Annotated in this window: 11 protein-coding genes; 2 read left to right on the top strand and 9 right to left on the bottom strand. The window is 30.6% G+C overall.

Features of this window, described 5'->3' with window-relative positions; genetic code table 11:
• Positions 1-90 precede the first annotated feature (90 nt).
• The gene (locus TEGL_RS05940) at positions 91-2,406 is read left to right on the top strand and encodes a fibronectin type III domain-containing protein (protein ID WP_018589280.1); all 2,316 of its coding nucleotides are present in this window, start codon (positions 91-93) and stop codon (positions 2,404-2,406) included.
• A gap of 289 nt (positions 2,407-2,695) precedes the next feature.
• Positions 2,696-2,923, top strand: a complete 228-nt coding sequence (locus TEGL_RS05935) for a hypothetical protein (protein ID WP_018589279.1) — start codon at positions 2,696-2,698, stop codon at positions 2,921-2,923.
• A 64-nt stretch (positions 2,924-2,987) separates the two neighbouring features.
• Here TEGL_RS05935 and TEGL_RS05930 read toward each other — a convergent pair whose 3' ends face one another.
• The 9 genes from TEGL_RS05930 to TEGL_RS05890 form a co-directional block, all read right to left on the bottom strand.
• Positions 2,988-4,607: a peptide ABC transporter substrate-binding protein gene (locus TEGL_RS05930; protein WP_018589278.1), complete on the bottom strand. Its 1,620-nt coding sequence runs from the start codon at positions 4,605-4,607 to the stop codon at positions 2,988-2,990.
• A gap of 52 nt (positions 4,608-4,659) precedes the next feature.
• A complete protein-coding gene (locus TEGL_RS05925; RefSeq protein WP_018589277.1) occupies positions 4,660-5,637 on the bottom strand; it encodes an ABC transporter ATP-binding protein in 978 nt (325 codons plus the stop codon).
• Positions 5,638-5,640: 3 nt separating this feature from the next.
• Entirely contained in the window at positions 5,641-6,651 is a 1,011-nt protein-coding gene (locus TEGL_RS05920; RefSeq protein WP_018589276.1) for an ABC transporter ATP-binding protein, read from the bottom strand.
• Between the two features lie 13 nt (positions 6,652-6,664).
• Entirely contained in the window at positions 6,665-7,675 is a 1,011-nt protein-coding gene (locus TEGL_RS05915; RefSeq protein WP_018589275.1) for an ABC transporter permease, read from the bottom strand.
• Between the two features lie 18 nt (positions 7,676-7,693).
• Positions 7,694-8,620, bottom strand: a complete 927-nt coding sequence (locus TEGL_RS05910) for an ABC transporter permease (RefSeq protein WP_018589274.1) — start codon at positions 8,618-8,620, stop codon at positions 7,694-7,696.
• Between the two features lie 341 nt (positions 8,621-8,961).
• The gene (locus TEGL_RS05905; RefSeq protein ID WP_018589273.1) at positions 8,962-10,323 is read right to left on the bottom strand and encodes an MATE family efflux transporter; all 1,362 of its coding nucleotides are present in this window, start codon (positions 10,321-10,323) and stop codon (positions 8,962-8,964) included.
• An 8-nt stretch (positions 10,324-10,331) separates the two neighbouring features.
• On the bottom strand, positions 10,332-11,117 hold the full coding sequence (locus TEGL_RS05900; RefSeq protein ID WP_018589272.1) for an ABC transporter ATP-binding protein: 786 nt from the start codon (positions 11,115-11,117) through the stop codon (positions 10,332-10,334).
• Between the two features lie 15 nt (positions 11,118-11,132).
• Positions 11,133-12,140, bottom strand: a complete 1,008-nt coding sequence (locus tag TEGL_RS05895; protein WP_018589271.1) for a FecCD family ABC transporter permease — start codon at positions 12,138-12,140, stop codon at positions 11,133-11,135.
• Positions 12,141-12,146: 6 nt separating this feature from the next.
• Positions 12,147-13,157 carry a FecCD family ABC transporter permease gene (locus TEGL_RS05890; RefSeq protein WP_018589270.1) on the bottom strand — a complete coding sequence of 337 codons (1,011 nt, stop codon included), beginning with the start codon at positions 13,155-13,157 and terminating at the stop codon, positions 12,147-12,149.
• Positions 13,158-13,204: the final 47 nt, after the last annotated feature.

The raw sequence follows: 13,204 nt of genomic DNA, 5'->3' as shown, positions 1-13,204 counted from the left end.
ATAAACTACAAAAAGGTCACTGTTGATATTCCAAACCTTAAACGTATTATTAATTTAGACAAAGCTGATTCAGTTGTTATAAAAGGAAATATGTCTTACAACAGCACAACTGTTCAAAGTTTTTCAAAAAAAATTGACTTGTCTAAAATTAAGGATAATTCCTTCGAAATAGACTTTCCTGCATACGGTAAATTTTCTGTACAAGCTATTTATTATAAAAATAATAAAGTAGTTACTAATGGAAATACTTCTACTGTAGGTGTAGTTGCTGAGGAATATAATCTAGCTGCTTTAAACGCAACTTTTCCAGTTGTTCAATTTACACTATCTCTTTGGGATATGAAAGATAATTCAAATAAAGAACCCGTTCCAACATTTGTAGCCTTAACTAGAAGTGATGCTTATGATTGGAATAGTCTTCCTCAAAATGTTTATGAAGTTCCTTTCTTAACAAATAGAGATAGTACCTCTTTCCAAAGTAAAATCAATATGATGTCTCAATATGTTAAAGATTTATATGAATTAAATCCAGACTCAAAATTTAATTTATACACTGTAGACTACACGATAAAAACATTTTTAACAGTTATTATTCAAAATAATATACCATCAAATCAATATAGTTTAAGAGTTTTATCTGATGGTACTGCATCTTATGCTGATTTTAACAAAATATTTAATGTTTCAAATCCACAAAAGGTGTATGACTCTATGGCTAAAGAATGGGCCTATGTTAAAGAACAGTATAGTAAGGGTAACCATATTGATTTATCAAAATTAAAATATGCTTACAATGGAAAATCTCATAGCCTTTTACGTTATTATGCTTATGTTATTGTCAACGAAGAAAGTAAAAATGATACTCAGTGGTGGCTTTCACGTGTTAATGATACATTTAATATTAGTGATACCAACTTCCTTGATCAAGCTAAAAATTGTCCTTCTATAAAAATAACTAATATTTCTAGCATGCTTACAAATCTTCAAACTAAAGGTGATAATGTCATTAATGAGTTCAAAACTTTGTACCATTTTAATGATACTATGTTTAGTGAAGCTACACAAAAAAACAAAAAAGTTATGATGATTCTAGGTACTAGAGTTAACCTAGAAAGTAATTTTGCTGATTATACAAAATTCCTAAAAACTTATTATGGTGACGACTATATTTATTATTATAAAGGTCATCCTGCAACACCTACAAATCTCTATGAAAGCAAACAGAAGGAATTATCAGAATTAGGTGTTACTGATGTTGAATCATCTATTGCAGCTGAACTTATTTTATTCTTCCATCCTGATATTTCCATGTCTGGATATAGTTCAACAACTTTTATGAGTGCATCTGCTGACACAGCTTGTGGATTATTTGGGCGTACAAAAGCTAGTGCAAGTAACGAATCTTATTCTTCAATGCTAGATTTTTATATAAGTCCTTTAACTGATTATTCTAGTGAGCTTGGAAAACTTGCAAAACAAAATCATACAAATTATATGGTCGAGTTCCAAAACAAAGATAAATACGATGTAGCAATTTGGGATGCAACAGATGGCAGTATTACTTACTATAAATTGAAAGATGGAAAATATATATATGTATCAAAAACTATAACAACTGCTCCTAATGTTACTGCTGATGGCGGAAGAAATCAAGTCACTTTAAGTTGGAATAAAGTTGCTGGCGCTACTAAGTATAGGGTTTACTCATATGATGAAAGTGCAAAAAAATACACAAAAATCACTGATACTACTAAAACAAATTATACTATTAGCAATTTAAAGGATGGTACAAAATACACTTATTTAGTCAGAGCTTATGATGGTTCATCATGGAGTAATTATACTTCTTCAAACAACATCTCTGCAGTAACATTTTGTGCTGCTCCAAATGTTAATGCTAAAAGCGGAAATAAAAGTATTACATTGAGTTGGAAATCTGTAAAAGGTGCTCTTCGATATAGAATTTATTCATTTAATAAGGAAACGGATACATATACAAAAATTGCTGATACTACTGGTACTAAATATACTGCAAAAAAATTATCTAGTGGTACAGATTACACTTATTTAGTCAGAGCTTACAATGGTAATTCATGGAGTTCTTATACTTTAGATGATGTAGTGTCATCTAGAACTTATTGTTCTTCACCAAAAGTTACTGCTAAAGGTGGAAATAAAAATATTACATTAAATTGGAAATCTGTAAAAGGTGCTACTAAATATCGTATCTACAAATACAACACATCAACTAGAAAATATACTTCTATAGGCACTACAACTGGTAATAAATATACAGTTAATGGATTATCAAAAGGTAAAAAATATACTTACTTAATAAGAGCTTATAATGGTATGAGCTATAGTTCTTATACTAGTAAAAATAGAGTTTCTGCTACCGTAAAATAGTTTTACCCATTGACTGTAAATTAATTTAAGTCTAATATTTAAAATTTAACTTAATTATTTATCTCTAAAATATTAAGTTCATAAAAATATAAAATCAAAACCACCTGTAAGTGTACCGTACCAAAATTATAATATTTGGGGTACAGTACAAAATAGGTGGTTTTCTTTATATAATAAAATAACTCCTCTAAATCATCCTAAAGAGTCTATAGTTATATTATTAAAGGAAACTTATACATTTTATCGAATAAATAATTATAAAAGTTTTCATTATATAAGGAGGAAATATATGAAAAAATATGAGGTATCTAGAGAAATCTATAACCCTTGTGCTGGAGTATATATTTTTGATGATAATTTTTTCAAAGAAACAGAAACTGATAATATTGAAAAAACTATTGAGAAGTGGATTGGTGGGTATATGCCAAAATATGAGAAAAACACTTTTCCTGATGGTTCTGTAGAATACATATTAGATTTACCACGAAAAGTTAGATATACCTTTAATATTCTGTAATAAAAAACACTCACTAAGCATTATTTTGCATAGTGAGTGATATTTTTTATTGTTTATTAAAATGCTATTCAGTTACTTTGCAATACATAAAGTATTTAAATCCAAGTGGTGAAGTGTACATACCTTCTAATTTATCTGATATTAAGTATAAATCAGTGTAATAGTAGATTGGTATTATTGGCATGTCTTTTGCCAACATATCTTCAGCTTCATGCATTTTTGCATATCTTTCTTTTGCATCAGTTGTAGCTTTTATTTCAGATATTAATTTATCATATTTTTTATTAGACCATTGAGCATTATTATTTCCGCCACCAGTTACCCACATATCTAAGAAAGATATAGGATCATTGTAATCACCTAACCAACCATCACGAGCAACTTGAAAGTCTCCTTTTTTTCTTGTTTCTAAAAATACGTTCCAGTCTTGAGATGATATAGTAGCATTTACTCCAAGGTTTTCTTTCCACATACTTTGTATTGCTTCCATTATAGCTTCATGTCCTGGATTACACATTAACTCTATACTTGGAAGGCCTTGACCATTTTCATATCCAGCTTCTTTAAGAAGTTTTTTTGCTTTTTCAACATTACCTTTATAATCTTTTGCATCATACCATTTTTTAGCATTATCGTGGAATTCTGTTTTTCCATCTGCATCAGTTAAGCCAGTAGCAACAAATGAATCTGCAGGTATTTGACCTCCTTGAGCTACTTTCTCAACTATATAATCTCTATCTAATGCTAATGCTAATGCTTCTCTTACCTTTACATTATCTAATCCTTCTTTTTTAACATTTATAGATACAAAGTAAGTTCCTAATTGTTTTTCTATTACTAGTCCTTTGTCTTTCATTGCATCTATTTCTTCACTTGGTAAATCATCCGCAAATAATATTTCACCATTTTTGAATGCTGATAACATAGTATTTTTATCTTCCATAAGCACAAAGTTTATAGTATCAGGTCCTAATTTATCTAAATCGTAGTAATTTTTATTTTTTACATATGTCATTTTAGATTGATGTTCCCATGATTTTAAAACATAAGGTCCATTTCCTATATAAGTAGATTCCGTAGTAGACCAATCCTCAGGATTTTTCTCAACTATGTCTTTTCTAACTGGGAATGTTGCAGGGAATGCACATACTTCTAAGAAATAAGGTGTAGGAGTTGTTAATGTTACTTCTACAGTTTTCTCGTCTAATGCTTTTATTCCTAATTCTTCTGGTTTTTTCTTTCCTGCCATTATTTCATTGGCATTTTTAACCATGTCTATCATGTAGTTATAGTCTGCTCCAGTTTTTGGGTCTACTAATCTTTGCCATGCATAAACAAAATCTTCAGCTTTTACTGGTTCACCATCTGACCATTTTATACCGTCACGAAGTGTAAAAGTATAAACTGTTTCATCTTTATTAACTTCATATTTTGCTGCTTGAGCTTCTACTATTTTATTATCCTTATCTTGTTTCATTAAACCTTCAAATGCATGGTTTATTAATGTAGCTCCATCTACTGCGCTATTTTTTGCTGGGTCTATAGTTGTTGGCTCTGGTCCAATATTGACACTCAGCTCTGTTCCTCCCGATGATCCACCACTACCTGAGCTACATCCAACTAAAGCTGTAGATACTGCTAAAGCTGATGCTAATAAGACTGCTAATTTCTTCTTAAATTTCATATTGCTCCCCCTTTTTAATTAATTTATATATATACCCTCTGTAATATATATCTTATATTTTTTCTATATTATGACATGCTACAAAATGTCCTTTATCGTATTCTTTCAATACTGGTGCTGAATTTTTACATTCCTCAGTTACATATGGACATCTAGTTCTAAAAGTACATCCACTTGGTGGATTTAGAGGACTTGGTATATCGCCTTGTAGTACTATACGTTTTCTTTCTCTACTAGATTTAGGGTCTGCGATTGGAATAGCTGATAATAATGTTTTTGTGTAAGGATGCATAGGCTTATTGTATAATTCACTACTTGATGTAAGTTCCACCAAATGTCCTAAATACATAACTCCAATTCTATTGCTTATATGTTTAACTACTGATAAATCATGGGCTATAAATAGATACGTAAATCCTCTTTCTTTTTGTAAATCTTCCAACATGTTTACTATTTGTGCTTGTATAGACACATCTAGTGCTGATATGGGCTCATCACAAACTATAAATTCTGGTTCCACCGCCAATGCTCTAGCTATACCTATTCTTTGTCTTTGCCCACCAGAAAACTCATGTGGAAATCTATTTGCATGCTCTTTATTTAATCCAACTGTTTTTAACAACTCATAAATTTTTTCTTGTCTTTCTTGTTTGTTGATATATAATTTATGAATGTCTAAAGGTTCTCCAATTATATCTCCTACTGTCATCCTTGGGTCTAGAGAAGCATATGGATCTTGAAAAATTATTTGCATTCTTCTTCTGTAAGAGTGCATATTTAAATTAGTAATATCTTTACCGTCATAAATGATTTTTCCCTCTGTTGGTTCGTGAAGTCTAAGTATGGTTCTACCTAGGGTAGTTTTACCACATCCACTTTCCCCAACTAATCCTAAAGTTTCGCCCTTTTTTATATGAAGAGTTACATCATCCACAGCTTTTACAAAATTTGTTTTAAGAAATCCCTCTTTTACTGGAAAGTATTTTTTTAATCCTGTGACTTCAACTAAATTAGCGTTTACATTTTCCATGGTTTACTCCTCCTTTTCAAATTCTTCTTTAACTAATAGCCAACAACTAACTTCATGATTTTCGTCAATTGTATAAATAGGAGGTACATTTTCCATACATACTTTCATACAATGCTCACATCTTGGAGCAAAAGAACATCCCTTAGGTGGATTGATTAAATCTACAGGGTTACCTTCTATAGGTATTAATCTTTCATGAGAATCATTATTTATTTTAGGTATAGATTTTAATAACCCATGAGTATATGGATGTTTTGGATCATAAAAAATATCATCTATACTTCCTCTTTCAATAATATTACCTGCATACATTACAGCAACTTTGTCACATATTTCTGATATAACTCCCAAATCATGAGTTATAAATATGATAGACATATTGATTTTTTCTTTTAATTCTTTTAATAATTCAATTATTTGAGCTTGAATTGTAACATCTAGTGCAGTTGTAGGCTCATCTGCTATTAGTAATTTTGGATTACAAGCAAGAGCCATAGCTATCATGGCACGTTGTCTCATTCCTCCAGAAAACTCATAAGGATATTGCTTCAGTCTTTTTTCTGGCTGATTTATACCAACAAGTTCAAACAATTCAATTATTCTTTTTCTTCTATCTTCTTTATCTAGATCTGTATGTTTTTTTAAACTTTCGTCTATTTGACTTCCAACTGTAAATATGGGATTTAAAGATGTCATAGGGTCTTGGAATATCATTCCCACTTCTTTTCCTCTTAGTTTTAACATTTCAGCTTCTGGCAAAGTAGTTACTTCTTTGTTTTGAAAATTAATATTTCCACCAATAATCTTTCCTGGCTCTGGAATAATTCCCATAAGTGCATAAGACGCCACTGATTTTCCACTTCCACTTTCTCCAACTATTCCCATAGCTTCACCATATTTTAAATCATAAGATATTTTTCGTACTGCTTTTACTTCTCCAGCATGAGTAAAAAAAGATACTTCCATTCCATCAACTTTTAATAATACATCTTTTTTAGTAATTGTATTCTCCATATAATCGTCCCCCCTATTTCTTTAATCTTGGGTCAAGGGCATCTCTTAGACCATCACCAAATAAGTTAAATGCAAGTATAATAATACTTATTGCTATAGCTGGAAACATTAATCTATATGGATAAGATGCTATTCCGTCTAATGCATCTGAAGCCAATGAACCTAGTGATGCAAGTGGCTTACTTACACCTATTCCTAAGAAACTTAAAAAGGCTTCTGTAAATATTGCTGAAGGTATTTGTAACATAGTTGTTACAACTAACTGACCTACACAGTTTGGAAGTAAATGCTTAAATATTAGTCTTTTATTATTAGCACCAAGAGCTCTTGCTGCACTGACATACTCCATTTCTTTAAGTTGCAAAACTTGACCACGAACTATTCTTGCCATACCAACCCAGTAAAGCAAACCATAAACTATAAACATTGCTAAAATACCTGGTCCTAGAGTTTGAAGAGGACCAAAAACACCACCAGAGTCAAAAGCCTTCGTCAGAGGTTCTTGCAATACTATTCTTAATAAAATAATGATTAGCATATCTGGTAAAGAGTAGATTATCTCAACAATTCTCATCATGACCATATCTACTTTTCCACCAATAAGACCAGAAATAGAACCGTAAATAGATCCTATAACTAATACTATAAGAGCTGAACCTATTCCTATTAATAGTGATATTCTAGCTCCTACCATAGTCCTTACTAATAAATCTCTTCCAAGCTTATCTGTTCCAAAGGGATGTGCAGCGCAAGGTGTTAGATTTTCATGTCCCCTTATTTGTTGATCGTATGTATAAGGACTTAAATAAGGTCCTATAAATGCAAATACAATAAATAGTAATATTACTATTAAAGAAATCATTGCTATTTTATTATTCTTTAATCTTCTCCATGCGTCTTTCCAGTAACTTGTATTTTCTCCCATATTAATTAAGCTTTCTTGTTCTTGCTTAGAAACTGGCATAAAGTCTTCTGGAGATAATTTTAATTTACATGTAAAATTCTTACTTTTTTCTAGAATCATAATATTTATCCCCCTTATCTAATCATCCAACTTAATTCTAGGGTCTACCACTTTGTATAAGATATCACAAACCAAGTTCATTAATATTATAAACGAAGCCAAAAATACTGTTGTACCCATTATCAGGTTATAATCCCTTGCATCTATTGCCTTAATAAAATACCTTCCAAGCCCTGGAATATTAAATACTTTTTCTACAACAAATCCTCCTACAAGAGTGAACGCTACTAAAGGTCCTAAATATGTTATAATTGGTATTAATGAGTTTTTAAGAGCATGTTTAAATGTAACTACAAACTCAGACATACCCTTTGCTCTTGCAGTTCTAATATAATCTTGACCTAAAGCATCTAACATGCTTGAACGCATTAACCTGGTTATATAACACATAGGATAAAATCCCAACGTAAAAACAGGCAGTATGTAACTAGAAGGACCACTAATTCCATATGTAGGTAGTATCTTTAATTGAATTGAAAACAACAACATTGATGCCGTTGCAATTACGAAGGACGGTACTGCAATGCCTAAAGTTGATATCACACGAATTACACTATCCTCCCATTTTTCTCTTTTTAGTGCGGATAAACATCCTAATGGAATTCCAAATAGTATTGCGAATATAATTGACATTGCACCAATTTTTGCAGATATAGGAAATGATTGCTTGATTATTGTTGTGACTGGTACATTTCTTTGAAGTTTATAACTTACTCCCAAATCTCCATGTATCAATTGTTGAAGATATATCTTGTATTGCTCAAATACTGGTTTATCCAAACCATACTTCTCATTTAGTGCTTGTTGTGCTATTTCATTTGTTTTTTCAGAAGCAAATGGGCTTCCTGGTACTAACTTCATTAAAAAGAATGTAATAGTAGCTGCAACAAAAATAGTAAAAATAGCCATTAAAATACGCTTAAGAATAAACTTTGCTGTGTCCATCTTTTTTCCCCTTTCTTATTTGACTTTTAATTTATACATTAATAATAACTTTTTTACATTTGTTTATTTTTTCATATTATTGATATTTTTTATTTACTTAAATATTAATTTAGGCCTAAATCAAAGTCAATATTTGGTAATCTACATTTTTAGATAAATTATTCAGAAAATTTATGCAATTCTTTCAATTAACATAATATTCACTGTTTTTTTCTGGTGAAAAATAATGAATTTTATAATTTCTTGTATTTTTTTGTATAAATATTCTTTTAACAATTAAGTTTAAATTTTAAATTATAAATTAAAAAGACAAAGTTAAAATTATTAACTTTGTCTTTTTTCTATTTACATATTTCAGATAAATTCATTTTCTCTTTTTTAAATTCTCTGTACAGGAAGAATACTACTATAAACATAGCAAAAAAATCTGATATTGGCTGAGATGCCCATACTCCTTTTAATCCATACATATTTGGAACTATTATTATAACTGGTATTAATATAATTACCTGTCTAAGTAAACTTAAAAACATAGACTTTTTAGCTTCACCTATGGATTGAAAATAAATAGAACCAAGAACTGATATTCCAACTATAGGTAACGTGGTTAAATTTATATTTATACCTTCAATTGCCATATTCATTAAACTTTCATCTTTTGTAAATATTCCAACAAAAACTTTTGGGAATAATTTAACTAAAATAAATCCTATAGTTAAAATTATTGTCCCATATAAAATTCCAAGTAAAAGAGTTTTACTAGCTCTACCTAATTGTTTTGCTCCATAATTATAAGCAATTATAGTTTGCATACCTTGACTTAGTCCAAATATAGGCATTAAAAACATTAGTGAAATTGATGTAACTGCCGTCATAGCACCTATAGATAAATCTCCTCCGTATACTTTTAATACTTTATTTGTAACTAAATGTATAGACCCAGCAGCTAACTCCATAAAAAATGGTGTTGCTGCTATAACTAATATTATTTTTACTAATTTTTTGTCTAATTTTATATTCTTAAGTTTTAATTTTAAGTTTGATTTACCAAGAGTAAAGTAATAAGTTGACCAAATAAATATGAATAACTGGCAAATTACTGTACCTATAGCTGCTCCTTTTATTCCCATATCTAATCCAAAAATAAATATGGGGTCTAATATTAAGTTAAGAACACATGAAATTATCATCATTCTGGCAGCTAATTTTGGATTTCCTTCTCCTCTTATACAACTATTTAGTGCAAATCCAGGTAGGTTGAACCAAGCTCCTGCAAAAATTACACTCATATAATCTCTCGCATATTTTATCGTATCGTCACTTGCTCCAAAAGCATAAAGGATCCTATCTAAGAAAAAGATTCCCACCAATACCATGATAATTCCTACAGCAAATTCTAAAGCCACAGTACTTCCCATGATTTTTTCTGCTTCTTCTTTATTTCCTTCTCCAAGTTTAATTGATATATTGGTACTTCCACCTACAGCTATAGCCACACAAAAGGCTCCAAGTATGGTAAATAACGGCATTGTAATTCCTAGTCCTGATATAGCTAAAGCACCTGCATTTTCCATAGAACCTATAAATGCTCTATCAACTGTGTTATATAATGAAGTAACCATCATGGCAAGGATGGCAGGCACTGAATACTTAATCAGTAGTTTGCTTATATTTTCATGTCTTAATGCTCCTTGATTTTCCATTATTTCTCCTATCTTACCATATCATAAGTTATACAAACAGGCTTTTTAGACCTAGGATCTTCCATGATTTCTGAATCAATATTAAATAGTTCTTTAAGATTTTCCTTTGTCATTACTTCATAAGAACTTCCCTCACAAACTATTTTTCCTTTTTTGATTCCTATCATATGATGAGCAAATCTTGCTGCATTGTTTAATTCATGTATAACCATAACAATTGTAGTATTATGTTTTTCATTTAATTCTCGTAATAAATTTAATACCTCTAGCTGATGAGCTAAGTCTAAATAAGTAGTTGGCTCATCTAGCACTAGTATATCTGTTTGTTGAGCTAGAGCCATAGCTATCCAAGCTCTTTGTCTTTGACCTCCAGATAAAGCTTCAATTGGTCTATCTCTAAATTCTTTTATTCCTGTAACTTCCAATGCCCAAGTTACTATATCTTCGTCATCTTCTTTTAATCTTCCAAAACCTTTTTGATGTGGAAATCTTCCATAAGCTATTAACTCTTCCACTGTGAGTCCCTTTGGTGCTTGGGGACTTTGAGGTAGTACTGCCATAGTTTTGGCTAAATCTTTTGAAGATTGTTCTTTTATATTTTTTTCATTTATAAATATGTCACCACTTTTAGGTGTTAATATTCTTGCAATAGTTTTTAAAATCGTGGATTTACCACAACCATTTGCACCTATTATAGTAGTTATTTTTCCACTTGGTATTTCTAAATTCAAGTCTTTAACAATATCCAAGTTTCCGTAAGATATATTTAAATTTTTAGTACTTATAGCTGTCATAATTTTTCCCTCTTTCTACTCTGCTAACATTAAATAAATAAAGTATGGTACACCTATTATAGCTACAACTATTCCCACTGGAATTTCCATAGGTGCTATGATATTTCTTGATATGGTATCTCCAACTAATATAATTAAAGTACCTATAAGTGCTGCTGTAGGAATTAATTTACTATGCTTTGGTCCTACTAACTTCCTAGCTATATGAGGCGCAACAAGCCCTAAAAATCCTATACTTCCTGCTACAGATGTGGACACCCCTGATAATACAACAGCATATATTATTAATTTTCTTCTTTCTTTTTCCACCTCTATACCTAATCCTGTGGCTACTTCATCTCCTAGATTTAGTGCATCTAAATATCTAGATTTATAAAGTGTAAGTGCCATTAATATTATTATAAATGGTAAGATTGCCATTACATATTTCCAGTTAGAACCCCAAATACTACCTGAAGTCCAAGCCATTACTCTGTTGAATTCTTGTGTAGTAAATTTAAGCTGGAAGATTGTAAGTAATGAAGTAAATGCTATATTTACTCCTATACCTATTAATAATAACCTTGAAGAGCTTATTCCCTTATTCCATGCAAGTATATAGATTAAAAAAGCTGCAAATAGTGCTCCTGTTAAAGCTACTATCGGCATAGTGAAGATTGTTAAATTGCTTACACCATCATATACGTTTCCATTCATAAAATAAATATACATTACTACAAATAAGGCTGAACCTGAGTTTATACCAAGTATTCCTGAGTCTGCCAAATCATTTTTAGTAACACCTTGCAAAATTGTGCCTGAAGTAGCTAAAGCCGTCCCTACTAATATGCCTATTACAATTCTAGGTAATCTCAATTTGAATATAGCAATCTCATGCGCATTAGACCCTTGGCCTAAAAAAGTTTTTATTACATCAAAAGGTTCAATCGATAGAGATCCCATATTTAAACTAACTAAAAATGTTATTAATATTAAACTTAATAATATTCCTGTAACTAATAAATACTTCTTGTTCTTTTTCATAAATTATTAACTCTCCTTTCTCACAAGGTAAATAAATATTGGAACCCCAAGCAATGCTGTTAAAGATCCAATTGGTGTTTCATAAGGAGGGTTAATCATTCTTGATAATATATCACTATATACTAATAAAACTGATCCAAATAACATTGATAAGGTAATTATATATTTATAATCTGATCCTATAATTCCTCTTATTATTTGAGGAACTATAAGTCCCACAAAAACTATATTTCCTGCTACTGAAACTGATGCTCCTGTAAGTGCTATTACAATTATTAAAGATACTAATCTTACTAAGTTAGTTTTTTGACCTAATCCTATTGCTACTTCTTCACCTAAGCTTAAGATTGTAATCTTTGGTGACATTATCATTGCTGAGACAAATCCTATACCGCCTACAATCAGAAGTAAATTGACACCTTGCCACTTAGCTGACGTAAGTCCTCCAGATATCCAGAAACTTAACTCCTGTGATAAGTTGAAATACATGGAGATCCCCATGGCTAGTGAAATTAACAAAGTTCCCATTGCCGTTCCTGCTAAAGCTAGTTTTACAGGATCAATTTTTCTAATGCTCCTAGAACTTATAAAGTAAACTAAAAGTCCACTTATACTAGCTCCTAAAAATGCGAATATCATTTTCGTAAAGCTATTCAGAACTATGTTAGGATAAATCTTTTGTAAGACTAAAGCTACAGCTATCATAAAAGTAGCTCCTTGAGTAATACCCATAACAGATGGTTCAGCTATAGGATTTCTCGTAATACCTTGCATTATGGCTCCCGACACTGCCAAAAATCCACCAACCAATGCAGCCGCTATAGATCTTGGTATTCTCACATCTCTAATTATTTTTGTATTTATATCATTTTTATCCGAAAAAATACTACTTATTATGGTTCCAATATCTATATTTTTAGCACCCAATGATATTGATACTACTATACCACTTACAAGTAGCATGATCCCAAGTATAATCATTATTATTGCTATTTTTTTCTTTTTATTCTTACCCACTTACTCTCCTCCTTATAAGATTCTCTTAATTTCTAGTTCCAATGATA

Origin of the sequence: Terrisporobacter glycolicus ATCC 14880 = DSM 1288 (assembly GCF_036812735.1) — a bacterium.
Taxonomy (GTDB): domain Bacteria; phylum Bacillota; class Clostridia; order Peptostreptococcales; family Peptostreptococcaceae; genus Terrisporobacter; species Terrisporobacter glycolicus.
The sequence above is the reverse complement of the archived record's forward strand: the minus strand, read 5'-3'. Positions and strand labels throughout refer to the sequence as shown.

What these genes read in the sequence shown, in the direction of transcription:
- TEGL_RS05940 (WP_018589280.1), top strand. Translation starts at nt 91, where the DNA reads ATGTCTTACAACAGCACAACTGTTCAAAGTTTTTCAAAAAAAATTGAC.
- TEGL_RS05935 (WP_018589279.1), top strand. Translation starts at nt 2,696, where the DNA reads ATGAAAAAATATGAGGTATCTAGAGAAATCTATAACCCTTGTGCTGGA.
- TEGL_RS05930 (WP_018589278.1), bottom strand. Translation starts at nt 4,607, where the DNA reads ATGAAATTTAAGAAGAAATTAGCAGTCTTATTAGCATCAGCTTTAGCA.
- TEGL_RS05925 (WP_018589277.1), bottom strand. Translation starts at nt 5,637, where the DNA reads ATGGAAAATGTAAACGCTAATTTAGTTGAAGTCACAGGATTAAAAAAA.
- TEGL_RS05920 (WP_018589276.1), bottom strand. Translation starts at nt 6,651, where the DNA reads ATGGAGAATACAATTACTAAAAAAGATGTATTATTAAAAGTTGATGGA.
- TEGL_RS05915 (WP_018589275.1), bottom strand. Translation starts at nt 7,675, where the DNA reads ATGATTCTAGAAAAAAGTAAGAATTTTACATGTAAATTAAAATTATCT.
- TEGL_RS05910 (WP_018589274.1), bottom strand. Translation starts at nt 8,620, where the DNA reads ATGGACACAGCAAAGTTTATTCTTAAGCGTATTTTAATGGCTATTTTT.
- TEGL_RS05905 (WP_018589273.1), bottom strand. Translation starts at nt 10,323, where the DNA reads ATGGAAAATCAAGGAGCATTAAGACATGAAAATATAAGCAAACTACTG.
- TEGL_RS05900 (WP_018589272.1), bottom strand. Translation starts at nt 11,117, where the DNA reads ATGACAGCTATAAGTACTAAAAATTTAAATATATCTTACGGAAACTTG.
- TEGL_RS05895 (WP_018589271.1), bottom strand. Translation starts at nt 12,140, where the DNA reads ATGAAAAAGAACAAGAAGTATTTATTAGTTACAGGAATATTATTAAGT.